This is a genomic window from Dactylosporangium roseum, from assembly GCF_025264685.1.
Classification (GTDB): domain Bacteria; phylum Actinomycetota; class Actinomycetes; order Mycobacteriales; family Micromonosporaceae; genus Dactylosporangium; species Dactylosporangium roseum.
Genome location: NZ_CP073721.1, coordinates 5,986,468 through 6,003,717 on the forward strand (window position 1 = coordinate 5,986,468; position 17,250 = coordinate 6,003,717).

Below are 17,250 nucleotides of genomic sequence, written 5' to 3' on the forward strand. Positions count from 1 at the left end.
TGCACACTGCCTCCTGGCGCTCAGCCGCGAACTGCTCCGGCCCGTCGGGCGTCGAGCCACCCTTGCAGGATCTCCACCGCGGCCACCTGGTCGACGACCGCGCGTTGACGCCGGCCTCGGACGCCACGCTCCGACAGCCTACGTGTTGCGGCCGCCGTGGACATCCTCTCGTCCGCCAGCAAGACGGGCACGGGAGCCGCCAACTCGGCGAGGCGATCCGCATATTGCCTGATCAAAACCGCTGCCGGCCCTTCCTTGCCGGCGAGGTTGATCGGCAGTCCAACGATGATCTCAACAGCCTCGTATTCAGCGACGTAAGCAAGAATGTCCGACATATCGGATGGAGTGTCGTCACTCTCCGTACGCTGATCACGCGCAACGGTGGCGACGGGACTGGCGAGAATCCCGTCCGGATCGCAGACGGCGACGCCGACCCGAACACTGCCGACGTCGATGCCGATCCGCCGGCCTCGCACCCATTCCCGCCTCACGCTAGGCACCCTAACCCCGCCGGGCACTCTGTCACCGCCCACGACCGTCGATCTTGCACCATGCGAGCCCCACTTCTCCCAGGATGCCGGTTTTGTACCGTCCGGCAAGCAGTCGCTTCACCCGGGTATCGTCACCCTGATCGATGCGCCTCACACCCACCGGCCTGTCCCCGGACCCGCCCATTCAGAAGACGTCGCATCGGACCGGCCGGTTGCGTGCCACATCCGGCGGCCGCCCAGTCGGGCAGCCGCCGCGCGGCGGCTCACCCGCGCGACTTGACCTTGGTGGGTTCCCGTGCCCAGGGCCACGGAAACCCACCAAGGTCAGTTGGTCCGACACTCCCGCCACGAGCGCGGTCCCAGCCGACACGATGTTTCCATCGATTCCGACTGTGCCCGGAACGCGAAAAGAACGCCCGGGTGCCGGCAAGCGTGCCCGGAACAGCCTGCTGCCCTGTCCGCGACCGAGCGCGAACAGGGCAGCAGGCAAGCCGCAAGGAGCGCTGCCGGGGCGGGGCCAGCGATCTCCGGTGAAGTCGGCGCCGACAGCGGCGCCGGCCAGGTGGCGCCTCCGGCGAACGGCCGTCCTACCGGGCGCACCCCGCGACGCTTACCGGACCACGCTGCGCGGCGCTTGTCCCAGGGCGTGCTCCGCGACGCCTACAGAGCACGCTCCACGGCGGTCAGCAGGGCCGGGGCCTCGGTCGCGGGGACGCCGCCGCCCTGGGCCAGGTCGGCGCTGCCGCCGCCGCGGCCGGACAGGGCACCCTTCACCAGGTCGCCGGCGCTCAGGCCGCGGGACTTGGCCGCGCCGTTGACGCCGACGACCAGGGACGCCTTGCCGCCGGACCGGGAGGTCACGGCGACGACCGCCGGCCGGTCCGCCGGGATGCGCCCGCGGATCTCCTGGACCAGCGTGCGGACCTCGTTGGCCGACGTGCCCTCCGGCGCCTCGGTGCCGACGAACGCGACCCCGCGGATGTCGCGCGCCGCGTCGGCCAGGCCGCCGGCGCCCGCCAGGACCACCTGCACGCGCAGCTTCTCCAGCTCCCGCTCGGCGTCGCGCAACTGCGCCACGGTCTGCTCGACCCGGTCGGCGACCTGGTCGCCGGGCACGCGGAACAGCTCCGCGAGCCGCGACACGAGCACGTGCTCACGCGCCAGGTGGCCGAACGCGTCGAGGCCGACGAGGGCCTCCACGCGCCGCACGCCCGCGCCCACGGACGCCTCGGACAGGATCTTCACCAGGCCGAGCTGGCTGGACCGCTCGACGTGGGTGCCGCCGCACAGCTCACGGGCGTAGTCCCCGACCTCGACGACCCGGACCTCGTCGCCGTACTTCTCGCCGAACAGCGCCATCGCGCCGAGCTTGCGCGCCTCCTCCTGCGAGGTGATGAACGCGTGCACCAGCAGGTCACGCAGGAGCACCTCGTTGACCTGCTGCTCCACGTCGGTCAGCACGCTCTGCGGCACGGCGCCGGGCGTGTTGAAGTCGAACCGCAGCCGGCCGGGCGCGTTGAGCGAACCCGCCTGGGTCGCCGACTCGCCGAGGAAGTTGCGCATCGTCTGGTGGATCAGGTGGGTCGCGGTGTGCGCCCGCGACACGGCCCGCCGCCGGTTGACGTCGATCTCGGCGAACGCGGCGTCACCGACCCGCACCTCGCCGTCGAGCACCTTCGCCCGGTGCACGATGAGGCCGGGCAGCGGCGACTGCACGTCGACGACCTCGACCCGGCCGCTGCCGAGCGTGATGATGCCCATGTCGGCCTGCTGGCCACCGCTCTCCGCGTAGAACGGGGTCGCGTCGAGGACCAGCGAGACCTCGTCGCCCTCCCCCGCCACCGCCGCGCCGAGCAGCGACCGGACCCGCGACTCGCGGGCGACCTCGCGGTATCCGGTGAACTCGACCGGACCGCCCTCCTCGAGCGCCGCCCGGTACACCGACAGGTCGGCGTGCCCGGTCTTGCGCGCCTGCGCGTCGGCCTTCGCCGCGGCCTTCTGGTCGGCCATGAGCCGGCGGAACCCGGCCTCGTCGACCTGGAGTCCCTGCTCGGCCGCGATCTCCAGCGTCAGGTCGATCGGGAAGCCGTAGGTGTCGTGGAGCTGGAACGCCTTGTCGCCGGCGAGGACCTTGCCGCCCTTCGTCTTCGTCTCGGTCACCGCCAGGTCGAGGATGGTCGTGCCCGCGGTCAGCGTCTGCAGGAACCGCTCCTCCTCGCCGTACGCATACGACGAGATCCGGTCGTACTCCGCCGCCACCTCGGGATACGACGGCGACATGCAGTCGCGCGCGATCGGCAGCAGCTCCGGCAGCGCCGGGCCCTCGCGCCAGCCGAGCAGCCGGACCGAGCGGATCGCACGGCGCAGGATGCGCCGCAGCACGTAACCACGGCCCTCGTTGGAGGGGATGACGCCGTCGCCGATGACCATCAGCGCGGTGCGCACGTGGTCGGCGACGACCCGCAGCCGGACGTCGTCGGGATGCGACTCGCTCGCGACGTGCGAGACGGCCTGCCCATACCGCTTGCCGGTCATCTCCGCGGCCCTGGTCAGGATCGGGTTGACCTCGTCGATCTCGTACAGGTTGTCGACGCCCTGCAGCATCGACGCGATGCGCTCGAGGCCCATGCCGGTGTCGATGTTCTTCGCCGGCAGCTCACCGAGAATCGGGTAATTCTCCTTGTCGGAGCCCGCTCCCCGCTCGTACTGCATGAAGACCAGGTTCCAGAACTCCAGGTAGCGGTCCTCGTCGACGTCCGGGCCGCCCTCCTTGCCGTAGGCGGGTCCGCGGTCGTAGTACAACTCGGAGCACGGTCCGCAGGGGCCGGGGATGCCCATCGACCAATAGTTGTCCTTCTTGCCCCGGCGCACGATCCGCTCCAAGGGAAGGCCGATCTTCTTGTGCCAGATGTCGATCGCCTCGTCGTCGTCGAGGTAGACCGTGGCCCAGATCCGGTCCGCGTCGAGACCCAGACCGCCGTCGGCGACGGACTTGGTCGACAGGTCCCAGGCGAGGCCGATCGCGCCTTCCTTGAAATAGTCGCCGAACGAGAAGTTGCCGTTCATCTGGAAGAACGTGCCGTGACGACTGGTCTTGCCGACCTCTTCGATGTCGGGCGTGCGGATGCACTTCTGCACCGAGGTCGCGCGCTGGTAAGGCGGGGTGCGCTGGCCGAGGAAGAACGGCACGAACTGCACCATGCCGGCGTTGACGAACAGCAGATTGGGGTCGTCCACCGCCGGCAACGGCGCCGAGGGCACCACGGCGTGCCCGTTCGCCTCGAAATGGGCCAGGAAACGGCGCTTGATCTCCGCGGTTCTCATCGGTGCTGCCGGCCTTCCGGGTTCAGATCTTCGTCCAAGGTCAGACCATCGGTGAACGCTGCGTGGATCTCGGCCTCGCGCTCAGCCATGCCATCGCGCACGTCGTCGACGAAGTCGCGCACCGATCCGGCGATGCCGACGGCCGAGTTCCGCGCCGACGCGGCGAGTCCCTGCGGGGTGAAGGTCTGAGCCTTCTTGGTGATCGCACGGACCACCAGCGCCCCGACGGCGAGTCCGATTCCGAGCCACAGCAACCGCCGCATGGCTCAACCTTCCTTTTCGCTCTGGATGTGGTACGGGCAGAGCCCGCTCTCCGCGCCGCTCAGCCGCGCTGGCGACGCTGTCTGATCTGCTCGCGAACCTCCGCCTCGTCGGCCTCCCGGCGACGGTTGGCGGCGGCCTTGCGAACGCCGTAGCCGAACGCGGCGACCTTCACCAGCGGGTTGGCCGCGGCGGCGCTGACCACTGTGGACAGGTTCGCAACGTTCGCGCTGACGTGCGACACGTTTTCGGTGATCGTGTCGATCCGCGCGAGCTGCATGTTGACCCCGTCGAGCGTGGTGTGCGTCTGCTGGAGGGCCACGTTGACGTTGTCGATGGTCATGTTGACCCGCTCCAGCATGGGCGTGGTCTGGTCCGCGGCGTCCCGCAGGGCCGCGGTCGCGGCGTCGATGGTGTGCCGGACGCGCAGGATCGGCACGGCGAGCAGACACACGAGCACAAGAAACGCCAGCGCCGCAATCAGCGCCGCCAAACCGCCAGCCGTCACGGTCACGCCGTTTCCTCCTTCACCCGCACGGATGCTCTGCTCTCTCGGACGTGCATTTCCAACGGAGGAACCCTACCCTCCGTGACGCATCGCCGCTCTTCGACCGGCCGTGTCGCCGGTCTACGAGAAACCGTAGGCGGTGGGTCTGACAAAAAACTTCGTGCCGGCCGCCGCCGCTGCGGGTCGGTCAGATTGTCCCGTCAGCCGCCGTCCTCCGTGCCACCGGGGTCGTAGCTGATCCGGTTGAACACCTTGATCGTGGTCACCGCGAGCGGACAGATCGCCGTCGGACCGAGCGCGGGCGACTCGATCTCACTCGGCTGCGGCTCCGCCGGCCGGCTGGCCGGCGCCTTGGCGGTGGGCTTCCCGCTCGGCGCCGGCTGGGGACTGACGGTAGGGCGTGCCTTCACATCGCAGACGGCCGCGCGCACCCACAGGTCCAGCACGTATTCGTCGCGCTGCCAGCAGGTCTGAATCCCGTCGACGCCCTCGGCTTGACAGTCCGGTATGTCCCACTCTGCCCAGCCGGCATCGCGCAGCTTGCCCACGAACGCGCGGTTGGTTTCCTCCGGCCCACGCGCCGACTCCCACGTCCGCTGCCGCGACCGGCACTCGTTGATGCACCACCGGCTGCCGATCGCGCCGTCGGTCGGGTTCCGGGCCGCCCACTCGGGCAGATTGAGGTCGTCGAGCTCGACGAACACCGGGTCACGGGTGAACTCACGGATGATGAAGAACGCCGCCGGCGCGCTCACGACCGCGAGCACCACGAAGATGATCGTGGCCATGCGTAGCTGCCGGACCCGCTTCGCCTGCGCACGCTGCAACAACCCGAACGGCGCGATCTGGGTCGTGGACTCCCAGTCGAACGCACCCGCCGACTTCGCCGTGCCGCGGTACGTGGTGGGATTGGGGTCGAACCGCGCCAGGTCGACGAACGGCTTCGGCGGCCCCTCCCCCGCACGCCCGCCGGGACCGCCCGGCGCCTGGCCGGGGTGCCGCGCACCGTACGCCGCCGGCCGCCCGCCGCGGTCGTCCCCGCCGCCCGGCTGGGCCGGCCCCGAGGCACGACCACCGGCACCGCCCGGACCACGACCACCAGGCCCGTCCGGACCACCGTCGCGACCGGCAACGCCGCCCAGGCCACGACCACCACGCCCGTCCGGACCACCGTCGCCGGACCGATCCGGGCCACCACCCGGACCGCCCGTGCCGCCGGCGGCCATGCCCATCCCCTGCCGCCCGCGACCACCGGGACCGCCCGGACCGTCACCACGACCGGCGGCACCGCCCGGCCCGTCCGGACCACTGCCACGACGACCACCGCCACGACCACGACCGCCGGGAACGTCCGGACCGCCGGTGTCCCGGTTGCCCGCGCCGTGAGCGCCAACGTCCCGAACCCCGCCCGGGGCACCGCCCTGAACGGCGCCACCGGGAACCGCGGCGCCCGGCGCGGCGGTGCCCGCGCGGCCGCTCGTGCCCTGCGGCCCGCGCCCTGCCACTGGCGGGCGGCCGCCGGCACCCGGTCCGTCCGCCGGTCCGCCGAAGCCCTGTTGCTCGCGGCCGGGCACCGCGGCACGGCCGCCGCCCGGCACGATCGATCGCCCGCCGGGCGTCTGCGGCTCGCGGCCGCCACCGGGGGTGCCGGCGCTCGGGACAGCCGCGCGGCCGGGCGGGGCGTCGAGGTCCGGCTCGCCGCTGCGAGGCTCCGGGAACGCCCGGCGGGCGCCGGACGGCGACTCACTGCCCACGGGACGAACGGGGTCGACGGGCCGGACGGACCGGCCCGGATCGGCCCGGCGGACAGGGTCGGCCGGGCGGACAGGGTCGGCCGGGCGGACAGGGTCGGCCGGGCGGACAGGGTCGACGGGCCCGGCCGGGCGGGCGCCGTGCCGGCCCTGGCTCTCGTGCGGCCGCACCGGCTCGCCGGCCGGGTGGGAAGCCGGGCCGCCGGTCGCCCGGCGGCCTCCGGCGTGCTGTGAGCCTGACGGCGACTCGCGATCGGCAGTGCCCTCGGTCCGCACGGCCCAGGGTGCGGCCGGGCCGGGGTCCGGCCGCCAACCCTCGGCCGCACGACGACGCCCGGAAGGCGACTCTTCCGCATCCGGCACGGCACGACGACGACCCGAAGGAGAGTCGGGCACGGCATGACGCTGGCCCGAAGGAGAGTCGGGCACGGCATGACGACGACCCGAAGGCGACTCCCGATCCGCCGGCCACAGCGGCCCCGCTGCGGGAGGCGGGGGTGTCTGCGGCTCCGGCCGCCACGTCTGCGTCGGCTCCGGGGCCGCGCCTCGGGACTGGGGCGGGACCGCGGACCGGTGCGGCGGATTCACCTGATCGAGGACGTCGTGCTGGACCGGCACCGCGGCGCCCGCGCCGAAGTCGTCCGACCGGCCCAGGTCGGCGTCGCCGCCGCGCGAGCTGCGCAGCTCGGCGAGCCAGCCCAGTTCCTCGTCGCTCGGGCCGTCTTCGGCCTTGCCGCGGCCGCGCCGCTTCTTGGCCTCGTCTCGACCCGATGTCACCGGCGCCGCTCCTCCACCATGCTGTCCGTCTCCGAAGCGCCGGCCCCGTCGCCGGCCGCTACGATCCCCCGCACGATACGCCGCAGTTTCGGCAATCGTTCCGCCACCGCGCGCTCCGCGCCATGGCCCTTCGGGCGGTAGTACTCCCGGTCATCCAGCCCTTCCGGTGCGTACCGTTGCGACGCAACGCCTCTCGGATCGTCGTGCGGGTATTTGTACCCTTGGCCGTGCCCGAGCCGGGACGCCCCCTTGTAGTGCGAATCGCGTAGATGCGCGGGAACCGCCCCGCCGCGCCCGGCCCGCACGTCGTCCATCGCCGCGCCGATCGCCACGACGACCGCGTTGGACTTCGGCGCGAGCGCGAGGTGGATCACCGCCTGCGCCAGGACGATCTGCGCCTCGGGCAGCCCGACGTACTCCACCGCGTGCGCCGCCGCCGTCGCGATCGGCAGGGCGGTCGGGTCGGCCATCCCGATGTCCTCGCTGGCCGAGACGATGATCCGCCGGGCGATGAACCGCGCGTCCTCACCGGCGACGATCATGCGCGCCAGGTAGTGCAGGGCGGCGTCGACGTCGGAGCCGCGGATGCTCTTGATGAACGCGCTGACCACGTCGTAGTGCTCGTCGCCGGCGCGGTCGTAGCGCAGGGCCGCCACGTCGACGGCCTTCTCCGCAGTGGACAGGTCGACCTCGGGCATGCCCTGCGCGGTCGCGGCGCCCGCGGCGGCCTCGAGCGCCGTCAACGCCTTTCTGACGTCGCCGCCGGCAAGTCGTACGAGATGATCCTCCGCCGCCGCGGCCAGCGTCACCACGCCGTCCAGCCCGCGCGGATCGGCGACCGCCCGGCGCAGGAGCGTGCGGACGGCGTCGTCGCTGAGCGGCTGCAGGGTCAGCAGCACGCAGCGGGACAGCAGGGGCGAGATGACGGAGAAGTACGGGTTCTCGGTCGTCGCGGCGAGCAGCGTCACCGTGCGGTCCTCGACGGCGGCGAGCAGCGAGTCCTGCTGGGTCTTGCTGAACCGGTGGACCTCGTCGATGAACAGGACGGTCGGCGGGCCGCCCCGGCGGCGCTCCTTGCGGGCGGTGTCGATGACCGAGCGCACGTCCTTGACGCCGGCGGACAGCGCCGACAGCGCGACGAACCGGCGGTCGGTGGCGCCGGCGACGAGGTGGGCGATGGTGGTCTTGCCCGAGCCGGGCGGGCCCCACAGGATGACCGACATCGGCGAGGCACCGCCGACGAGTTGCCGCAGCGGCGCGCCCGGCGCGAGGAGGTGCTCCTGGCCGACCAGCTCGTCGAGGCCGGCCGGGCGCATCCGGACCGCGAGCGGCGCGTCGGCGGCGACGTCGCCGAAGCCGCCGGTGATGCCACCGGCGGGCGCGGGATCGCCGCCACCCGACGGTTGAACCTCAAACAACCCGTCCACGGCCCCCGACCCTACAGTCGGGGGCCGACGGTGTCGTAACCGCTCAACGCGACCGTTCGACGGGCACCGTGACGTCGTGCGGGATCGGGGCCTTGGGCTTGGCGTCGACGCCGGCCTCGGCGCGCTGCTCGGGGGTGATCGGCGTCGGGGCGCCGGTCAGCGGGTCGTAGCCGCCGCCGGTCTTCGGGAACGCGATCACCTCGCGGATCGAGTCCGCGCCGGACAGGAGCATGCAGATGCGGTCCCAGCCGAAGGCGATGCCGGCGTGCGGGGGCGGCCCGTACTTGAACGCCTCGAGCAGGAAGCCGAACTTCTCGTCGGCGTCCTCGGGCGAGATGCCCAGCACCTCGAAGACGCGGCGCTGCACGTCGCCGCGGTGGATACGGACCGAGCCGCCGCCGATCTCGTTGCCGTTGCAGACGATGTCGTACGCGTAGGCGAGCGCCTCGCCCGGCGAGTCCTCGAACCGGTCGATCCACTCGCGGTTCGGCGAGGTGAACGGGTGGTGCACGGCCGTCCAGCCCTTGGCGCCGCCGCCGGTGCCGCCGGCCTCGGGGTCGGTCGGCTCGAACATCGGGGCGTCGACGATCCAGCAGAACGCCCAGGCGCTCTCGTCGACGAGCTTCGCGCGGCGGGCGATCTCGACGCGGGCCGCGCCGAGGAGCTCCTGCGCCTCCCGGCGCTCGTTGGCCGCCGCGAAGAAGACCGCGTCGCCCGGCTTGGCGCCGACCGCGTCGGCGAGGCCGGCCAGGTGGGCCTCGGAGAGGTTCTTCGCGACCGGGCCGCGGGGCTCTCCGGTCTCCGCGTCGAGGACGACGTAGGCCAGGCCACGCGCGCCGCGCGCCTTCGCCCAGTCCTGCCAACCGTCGAGCTCCTTGCGGGTCTGCGCGGCACCGCCGGGCATCACGACCGCGCCGACGTAGCCGCCGGCCTCGATGGCGCCGGCGAACACGCGGAACCCGGTCCCGCGGAGGTACTCGGTCAGCTCGGTGAGCTCCACGGAGTAGCGCAGGTCGGGCTTGTCGGAGCCGTAGCGGGCCATGGCGTCGTGCCAGGTCAGCTTCGGGATCTCGCCGGCGAGGTCGTGCCCGGCGAGGTCGGACCACAGCGCCCGGACGAGCGACTCGCCGAGCTCGATGACGTCCTCCTGCGTCACGAAGGACATCTCGATGTCCAACTGGGTGAACTCCGGCTGGCGGTCGGCGCGGAAGCCCTCGTCCCGGTAGCAGCGGGCGATCTGGTAGTACCGCTCCAGGCCACCCACCATCAGCAACTGCTTGAACAACTGGGGCGACTGTGGCAGCGCATACCACGTGCCGGGCTGCAGCCGCACGGGGACCAGGAAGTCGCGGGCGCCCTCGGGCGTCGAGCGGGTCAGCGTCGGGGTCTCCACCTCGACGAAGTCCCGGTCGGCGAGCAGGTTGCGGGCGATCTGGTTGGCCCTGGACCGCAGCTTCATCGCCTTGTGCGGGCCCGAGCGGCGCAGGTCGAGATAGCGGTACCGGTATCGCACGTCGTCGCTCGCCGCTTCGTTGTCGTCGACGGGCAGCGGCAGCGGCGCCGCCTCGGAGAGGACCTCCAGCGCGGAGGCGACCACCTCGACACCGCCGGTGGGCAGGTCGGGGTTTTCGTTGCCGGCCGGGCGGGCGGTGACCTCGCCGGTGACGAGCACGCAGTACTCGTTGCGCAGCGCGTGCGCGGCTTCCATCTCCTCGCGGAACACGACCTGCACCACGCCGGAGGCATCCCGGAGATCCACGAAGATGACGCCGCCGTGATCGCGACGGCGGGCCACCCACCCGGCCAGCGTCACGGTGGTGCCGGCGTCGGAAGCCCGCAGGGTGCCGGACTCATGGGATCGGATCACAGGGTTGTCTCCTTCGGCGATCTACGTGACGTGGGACATTCTCTCACCGCAAGGTGGGGGTCAGATCCTCGGCCGGTGGATTCCACCGGGTCGCGTCGGCCGGCACCTGCTCGCCGCTGCGGATGTCTTTGACCTGGTCACCGCCCTCGGCGACGGCGCTCAGGTCACGCGCCGCAGGCGTCGACCGGTCTGAGGTAGCACTGGCGGGGAACCAGACGAACGGGATTCCGCGGCGCTCGGCGTACCGGATCTGCTTGCCGAGCTTGGCGGGCACCGGAGCGACCTCGGTCGCGATGCCGCGGGCCCGCAGCGCGGCGGCGATCCGGTTGCTCGTCGCGCGCTCCTCCTCGCTCCACAGCGCGACCAGCACCACGGTGGGCACCGGCCGCGAGACGCCGATCGCGTCGGCGTTGAACAGCAGGCCGAGCAGGCGGGACACCCCGATGGAGATACCCACGCCGGGGAAGACGTCACGGCCGGCGCTGGCCAGGTTGTCGTACCGGCCGCCGGAGCAGATCGAGCCGAAGCGCTCGAAGCCGGCCAGCTCGGTCTCGTACACGGTGCCGGTGTAGTAGTCGAGGCCGCGGGCGATCTTGAGCGTGGCCTCGACCAGGCCCGGCGCGTGCTCGCGGGCGGTCTCGACCACCGCGGCGAGCTCGGCGATGCCCTCGTCGAGCAGTGGGTGCTCGACGCCGAGAGCGCGCACGGCGTCCTCGAAGGAGGCGTCCCGCGCCCGGATCTCGGCCAGCGCCAGGGTGGCCTTGGCCTGCGCGTCCGTCGCCCCGCCCTCGATCAGCAGCTCGGCGACCCCGGCGGGGCCGATCTTGTCGAGCTTGTCGACCGCGCGCAGCACCGCCTCGGGGTCCTCGAGCCCCAGGCCGCGGTAGAAGCCCTCGCAGAGCTTCCGGTTGTTCACCATGATCTTGACGGCCGGGATCGGCAGCGAGTGCAGCGCGTCGCCGATCACCAGCGGGATCTCGGCCTCGTAGTGGGCCGGGAGCGTGTCACGGTCGACGATGTCGATGTCGGCCTGCAAGAACTCGCGGTAGCGTCCCTCCTGCGGCCGTTCTCCCCGCCAAACCTTCTGGATCTGGTACCGCCGGAAGGGAAACTGGAGCTTTCCGGCGTTTTCAAGCACATAACGCGCGAACGGGACGGTCAGGTCGAAGTGCAGCCCCAGGTTCTGCTCCTCATCACCCTCGGCGGCCTGGAGCCGGCGCAGCACGTACACCTCCTTGGAGGTCTCACCCTTGCGCAGGAGCTGGTCGAGCGGCTCGACCGCGCGGGTCTCCAGGGACGAGAAGCCGTAGAGCTCGAAGGTGCGCCGGAGCCGGTCGAGCACCTGCTGCTCGGCGATGCGCTGCGCCGGGGACCACTCCGGGAAGCCGGACAGCGGTGTGGGTCGGGTCATCGGTCGTCACCAGCCTTTTCGGGGAGCCGCGGCCGCACCCAGGTAGGGGTTGTGGGCGCGCTCGCGGCCGATGGTCGTCTGGGGGCCGTGGCCGGGCAGGACGACGGTCTCGTCGGGCAGCGTGAGCACCTTGTCGCGAAGGCTCGCGAACATCTCGGTCATGCTGCCGCCCGGCAGGTCGGTGCGCCCGATCGAGTCGCGGAAGAGCACGTCGCCACTGAAGCAGACGTCCTGGCCGCCGTCGGAGGTGCGGAACAGCACCGACCCGCGCGTATGGCCGGGCGCGTGGTCGACGGCCAGCTCCAGACCGGCGATCTTGAGCACCGTGCCGTCCTCGAGCGGCGCCACGTCTTCCGGCTCGGTCCACTGCAGCCGCCCGCCGAACAGCGCCGTGAGATCCAGGCTGAGGCCCTTGGCCGGGTCGGCGAGCATCTCGGTGTCGTCCGGGTGGATGTACGCGGTGATGCCGCGCGCACCGCAGACCGGCGTCACGGAGAATGTGTGGTCGAGGTGACCGTGCGTGAGCAGGACCGCCGCGGGCTGGAGGCGGTGCTCGGCGAGCACCTCGTCGAGCCGGTCGACGACCCCGATGCCGGGGTCGATGACCACGCACTGTTCGCCCGGGGCCGGAGCGACCACATAGCAGTTGGTCCCGAACGCCTTGGAGGGGAAGCCGGCGACGAGCAACGCGGCTCTCCTGTCTGTCGATGTCCTTGCGGCAACGCCGTAAACCCTATCCGGAGGTCAGACACAGCGAACCGTGACCGGGCGGCGACCCGCATTCCGGCTTCTACCCGTACACTCTGGCGGGCGTGTGACGTGGCACCCAAATGTATTTTCCTGGAGGGGAGCACCGGTGGCTTCCAGTAAGGCCCGGCAGCGCGCTCTGGCGCGCGCGAAGACCGAGCGGCAGATCGCGCGACGCGCCGCCGCGGCGCGACGGCGTCGACAGTGGCAAGCCGGCATCGGCAGCGCTGTTGCGCTCGCCCTGCTCGTCCTGGTCGTGATCTGGAAGACCGGGGGGTTCGACCCCGAGCCGGTGCGCGCCTCCGACTGTGCCTGGACGCCGGTCGAGCAGGGTGCCGGCATCGTGGACGTGGGCAAACCGCGCACCACCGGCGTGCTCAAGAACGGCGTGAAGACGATGACGATCACGCTGGGGCAGGGCACCGTCACGGCCAGGCTCGACCCGAGCAAGGCGCCGTGCACGGTGGAGAGTTTCACGTACCTCGCGGGGAAGAAGTTCTTCGACAACACGACCTGCCACCGGTTGACCGACGCCATCCTGCAGTGCGGCGATCCGTCCAATTCTGGCAGCGGCGGCCCCGCGTACCGCTTCCCCAACGAGAACGTGCCGTCGCCGACGGTCGACCCGAGCGCGGCCGCCGACCCGAACGCCTCGGCTCCGGCGACCGGCAACGCCCTCTACCCGATCGGCACGCTCGCCATGGCCCACTCCTCGGCGCCGGACAGCAACGGCAGCCAGTTCTTCCTGGTCTTCAAGGACGTGCAGTACCCGGCCGACTACACAGTCTTCGGCACGATCGTCGGCGGCCTCGACGTCCTCCAGAAGATCGCCGCGGCCGGCAACGACGGCTCCAACCAGGCCGGCGGCGGCAAGCCGAACCAGGACACGAAGATCAGCACGCTGACGGTCACCGACACCGACCCGGGCGAGCCCTCCGCGGCGCCGTCCGCCTCGGCCAACCCGCCGGCCTCCGCCCCGGCCTCGCCGGCGGCCAGCGCCTCCAGCAAGTCGTAATTCCATCCCATCCCCGTTGAGCAAGGAGTACCGACCGTGACCACCAACCGGGACCGCCAGCGCGCCGCGGCGCGTGCGCGGCTGGAGCGGGAGATGGCCGATCGCGCCGAGCGTTCCCGCATCCGACGGCGCAGGAACACGATGATCGCCGCCGGAGCCGGCGGTCTGGTGGTCCTGCTCGGCGTGGCCTGGCTGGTGGTCGCGCTCACCAAGGGCGACGACACGAAGACCGAGGCGGGCGCCGACCCGTCCGCGTCGGCCACCCCGACCAACTGCACGTGGCTGCCGCTGGTCGACCCGTCGGCGTCGCCGAAGCCGGAGATCCCGAAAGAGGTCAAGGACGTCGGCACTCCGCCGGCGAGCGGCGAGCCGCGCACCGGCAAGCAGCTCATGACGCTCGACACGAGCGTCGGCGCGATCAAGATCGAGATGGACACGGCGCACGCGCCCTGCGCGGCGGCCAGCTTCACGTACCTCGCCGGCAAGAAGTTCTTCGACGGCAGCAAGTGCCACCGCCTGGTGACCTCGAACATCTTCGTTCTGCAGTGCGGCGACCCGAGCGCCACCGGCCTGGGCGGCCCGACGTACCGGTACGCGGAGGAGAACCTGCCGACGGGCCGCCGCCCGGCGTACACGGAGGGTATGGTCGCGATCGCCAAGACTCAGGACCCGAACAGCAGCGGCAGCCAGTTCTTCATCGTCTACAAGGACATCGAGTCGCTGCAGGCCGACTACACGGTCCTCGGCAAGGTGACCGAGGGCCTGGACCTGGTGAAGAAGGTCGCCGAGGCCGGTGTGATCCCCGACGCCAAGTCCCAGAGCGAAGGCGACGGCGCCCCGAAGACCGAGGTGAAGATCAACACCATGACGATCGCCCCGGTCCAGGGCTGACCAGCACCACCGGCTACGGGCCGCGTTCCCCCAGGATCGGGGAACGCGGCCCGTAGCGTCTTCCCGCCGCCCGGCCACCGACCGGGTCGCGGCCTCCCACGGCGGAGGCGGGCCGGCGCGCCCATAGCAGAAGGAAATACGCCGTCGCCGACAAGCCGCTCGGCGCCGGGAACGGTCAGGCGCCTGAGGTGACCCGGTAGGCGTCGTAGACGCCGTCGATGCGGCGCACGGCGGCCAGCAGGTGGTTGAGATGCTTCGGGTCGGCCATCTCGAAGCTGAAGCGGCTGATGGCGACGCGGTCGCGGGTGGTCGTCACCGTTGCGGAGAGGATGTTGACCTTCTCGTCGGAGAGCACGCGCGTCACGTCGGCGAGGAGCTTGTGCCGGTCGAGGGCCTCCACCTGGATGGCGACGAGGAAGGTCGACGCGCTGGTGGGCTTCCAGCTCACGTCGAGCACCCGCTCGGGCTGCTCCTTCAGGTCGGCCGCGTTGGCGCAGTCGTCGCGGTGGACGCTCACACCGCCGGAGCGGGTGACGAAGCCGAACACCGCGTCGCCCGGCACCGGCGTGCAGCAGCGTGCCAGCTTGATCCAGACGTCGTCGACACCCAGCACCTCGACGCCCGGGTCGGTGGCGGTGGAGCGGGTCCTCGGCGGGCGGGTCGGGATCGCGGTCTCCGCGATGTCCTCGACCGCGCCCTCCTCGCCGCCGTAGCCGGCGACGAGCCGCTGCACGACCGACTGCGCGGACGCCTGGCCGTCGCCGACCGCCGCGTAGAGGGCGGCGACGTCGGCGAGGTGCAGCTCGCGGGCGATCGTCATGAGCGACTCGGAGGTCAGGAGCCGCTGCAGCGGCAGGCCCTGCTTGCGCATGGCCTTGACGATCGCCTCCTTGCCGGCCTCGATCGCCTCCTCGCGGCGCTCCTTGTTGAAGTACTGCCGAATCTTCGTGCGCGCCCGCGGGCTCTTGACGAAGCCGAGCCAGTCCTGGGTCGGGCCGGCGGTCTCGGACTTCGACGTGAAGATCTCGATCACGTCGCCGTTGGAGAGGGTGCTCTCCAGGGGCACGAGCTTGCCGTTGACCCGCGCCCCGATGCACTTGTGCCCGACCTCGGTGTGCACGGCGTAGGCGAAGTCGACCGGGGTCGAACTGGTGGGCAGCGCGATCACGTCGCCCTTCGGCGTGAAGACGTAGACCTCCTGGCTGGACAGGTCGAAGCGCAGCGCGTCGAGGAACTCGCTCGGGTCGCTCGCCTCGCGCTGCCAGTCGAGCAACTGCCGCAGCCACGTCATCTCGTCGATGTGCGCCGGCGGGCCGGCGATCGTGGCGTTCTTCGTCTCCTTGTACCGCCAGTGGGCGGCGATGCCGTATTCCGCCGTGCGGTGCATCGCATAGGTGCGGATCTGCAACTCGACGGGCTTGCCGGTGGGGCCGATGACCGTCGTGTGCAACGACTGGTACATGTTGAACTTCGGCATCGCGATGTAGTCCTTGAACCGGCCCGGCACGGGCTGCCAGTTCGCGTGGATCACACCGAGCGCCGCGTATCAGTCGCGCACCGTGTCGACCAGGATGCGCACGCCGACGAGGTCGTAGATGTCGCCGAAGTCGCGGCCCCGGACGATCATCTTCTGGTAGACGGAGTAGAGGTGCTTCGGCCGGCCGGTCACCTCAGACTTGATCTTCGCCGCCTTGAGGTCGGTGGCGACCTTCTGGGTGACGGTGCGCAGCAGCGAGTCGCGCTGCGGCGTGTGCTCGGCGATGAGCCGGCTGATCTCGTCGAAACGCTTGGGGAACAGCGTGCGGAACGCCAGGTCCTCGAGCTCCCACTTGATCGTGTTCATGCCGAGGCGGTGCGCCAGCGGGGCGAGGATCTCCAGCGTCTCCCTGGCCTTCTGCTCCTGCTTGGGGCGGGGCAGGAAGGTCAGGGTGCGCATGTTGTGCAGCCGGTCGGCGAGCTTGATGACCAGCACCCGCGGGTCCTTGGCCATGGCGACGACCATCTTGCGGATCGTCTCGGCCTTCGCCGCGTCACCGAGCTTGACCTTGTCGAGCTTCGTCACGCCGTCGACGAGCAGCGTCACCTCACCGCCGAAGTCGACCTGCATGCGCTCGATCGTGTATTCCGTGTCCTCGATCGTGTCGTGCAGCAGCGCCGCGACCAGGGTCGTGGTGTCCATGCCCAGGTCGGCGAGGATCGTGGCGACGGCCAGCGGGTGCGTGATGTAGGGGTCGCCGGACTTGCGGTACTGCCCCTTGTGGAAGTGCTCGGCCATGTCGTAGGCCCGCTGGAGCAGCCGCACGTCGGCCTTGGGATGGCTCGCCTTGTGCTGGGCGATCAGCGGCTCCAGCACCTCGCTGACCTGCGGGCTCTGCCACGGCGCGTTGAACCGGGCCAGCCGGGCCCGCACCCGCCGGCCGGTCGGCGCGGCGCCGACCAGCCCGAGCGCGGCGCCGGTCATGGAGCTGGCCTCGGTCAGGTCCTCGGTGTCCTCACCCGGCCCGTCGGCCGCGGCCCTGCGGTCGGACGCGCGCCGCTGCGGCGTCTCGCCAGGGGCTCCCGGCGCGGCGGAAGGAGGCACGGGAAACTGCAGCACCACGCCGCCGGCCTCGGCCGTCTCAGGCTCGGGGGTCGGCGGGTCCTGCCGCGGTTCATCCTGCACGTGGTCGACCGTACCCCCAATGGGGGGTGCGATGTCGCCGGTCACCGGCCGCTCCTCATCGCCGACAGCGTAGGAAAGGCAAGCTTACCCGCCTCTACCGACATTTCCCGTAGACCGG

At 71.4% G+C, this 17,250-nt stretch carries 12 protein-coding genes and 1 pseudogene; 3 read left to right on the forward strand and 10 right to left on the reverse strand.

Going from position 1 to position 17,250, the window contains the following annotated elements; all coding sequences use genetic code 11:
• Positions 1–20: 20 nt before the first annotated feature.
• The 5 genes from ruvX to Drose_RS28010 all read right to left on the reverse strand — a co-directional run bounded on the left by ruvX (position 21) and on the right by Drose_RS28010 (position 5,372).
• Positions 21–491 (reverse strand): Holliday junction resolvase RuvX, encoded by a 471-nt coding sequence (gene ruvX / locus Drose_RS27990; protein WP_260724292.1) that lies wholly within the window; start codon positions 489–491, stop codon positions 21–23.
• 660 nt (positions 492–1,151) lie between these two features.
• Positions 1,152–3,815, reverse strand: coding sequence for an alanine--tRNA ligase (alaS, locus tag Drose_RS27995; protein WP_260724293.1), 2,664 nt, complete (start codon positions 3,813–3,815; stop codon positions 1,152–1,154).
• Complete coding sequence (locus tag Drose_RS28000) at positions 3,812–4,078, reverse strand: hypothetical protein (protein WP_260724294.1); 267 nt, start codon at positions 4,076–4,078, stop codon at positions 3,812–3,814. Before Drose_RS28000 ends, alaS begins: the two co-directional genes overlap by 4 nt.
• Before the next feature lie 59 nt (positions 4,079–4,137).
• Positions 4,138–4,584 carry a DUF948 domain-containing protein gene (locus tag Drose_RS28005; protein ID WP_260729828.1) on the reverse strand — a complete coding sequence of 149 codons (447 nt, stop codon included), beginning with the start codon at positions 4,582–4,584 and terminating at the stop codon, positions 4,138–4,140.
• A 200-nt stretch (positions 4,585–4,784) separates the two neighbouring features.
• Positions 4,785–5,372: a hypothetical protein gene (locus Drose_RS28010; RefSeq protein ID WP_260729975.1), complete on the reverse strand. Its 588-nt coding sequence runs from the start codon at positions 5,370–5,372 to the stop codon at positions 4,785–4,787.
• Positions 5,373–5,579: 207 nt separating this feature from the next.
• Between Drose_RS28010 and Drose_RS38840 the strand changes: the two genes are divergently transcribed.
• On the forward strand, positions 5,580–6,569 hold the full coding sequence (locus Drose_RS38840; RefSeq protein ID WP_313899939.1) for a hypothetical protein: 990 nt from the start codon (positions 5,580–5,582) through the stop codon (positions 6,567–6,569).
• A gap of 539 nt (positions 6,570–7,108) precedes the next feature.
• On the opposite strand, the gene Drose_RS28020 is transcribed toward Drose_RS38840, so the two are convergent.
• Genes Drose_RS28020 through Drose_RS28035 form a run of 4 tightly spaced genes read right to left on the reverse strand, consistent with a single transcriptional unit; the run spans position 7,109 to position 12,504 of the window.
• A complete protein-coding gene (locus Drose_RS28020) occupies positions 7,109–8,539 on the reverse strand; it encodes a replication-associated recombination protein A (protein WP_313899940.1) in 1,431 nt (476 codons plus the stop codon).
• Between the two features lie 43 nt (positions 8,540–8,582).
• Positions 8,583–10,406: an aspartate--tRNA ligase gene (gene aspS, locus Drose_RS28025; RefSeq protein WP_260724295.1), complete on the reverse strand. Its 1,824-nt coding sequence runs from the start codon at positions 10,404–10,406 to the stop codon at positions 8,583–8,585.
• A 43-nt stretch (positions 10,407–10,449) separates the two neighbouring features.
• The gene (hisS, locus tag Drose_RS28030; protein WP_260724296.1) at positions 10,450–11,817 is read right to left on the reverse strand and encodes a histidine--tRNA ligase; all 1,368 of its coding nucleotides are present in this window, start codon (positions 11,815–11,817) and stop codon (positions 10,450–10,452) included.
• A 6-nt stretch (positions 11,818–11,823) separates the two neighbouring features.
• Positions 11,824–12,504, reverse strand: coding sequence for an MBL fold metallo-hydrolase (locus Drose_RS28035; protein ID WP_260724297.1), 681 nt, complete (start codon positions 12,502–12,504; stop codon positions 11,824–11,826).
• Positions 12,505–12,673: 169 nt separating this feature from the next.
• Between Drose_RS28035 and Drose_RS28040 the strand changes: the two genes are divergently transcribed.
• Both Drose_RS28040 and Drose_RS28045 read left to right on the forward strand, forming a co-directional pair.
• A complete protein-coding gene (locus Drose_RS28040) occupies positions 12,674–13,579 on the forward strand; it encodes a peptidylprolyl isomerase (protein ID WP_260724298.1) in 906 nt (301 codons plus the stop codon).
• A gap of 36 nt (positions 13,580–13,615) precedes the next feature.
• The gene (locus Drose_RS28045; protein ID WP_260724299.1) at positions 13,616–14,470 is read left to right on the forward strand and encodes a peptidylprolyl isomerase; all 855 of its coding nucleotides are present in this window, start codon (positions 13,616–13,618) and stop codon (positions 14,468–14,470) included.
• 175 nt (positions 14,471–14,645) lie between these two features.
• On the opposite strand, the pseudogene Drose_RS28050 reads toward Drose_RS28045, so the two are convergent.
• Positions 14,646–17,177: pseudogene (locus tag Drose_RS28050) on the reverse strand (RelA/SpoT family protein).
• Between the last annotated feature and the right edge of the window lie 73 nt (positions 17,178–17,250).

Bases quoted from the DNA above. Each gene is read 5' to 3' on its own strand.
- alaS (WP_260724293.1), bottom strand. From the start codon at position 3,815: ATGAGAACCGCGGAGATCAAGCGCCGTTTCCTGGCCCATTTCGAGGCG.
- Drose_RS28000 (WP_260724294.1), bottom strand. From the start codon at position 4,078: ATGCGGCGGTTGCTGTGGCTCGGAATCGGACTCGCCGTCGGGGCGCTG.
- Drose_RS28010 (WP_260729975.1), bottom strand. From the start codon at position 5,372: ATGGCCACGATCATCTTCGTGGTGCTCGCGGTCGTGAGCGCGCCGGCG.
- hisS (WP_260724296.1), bottom strand. From the start codon at position 11,817: ATGACCCGACCCACACCGCTGTCCGGCTTCCCGGAGTGGTCCCCGGCG.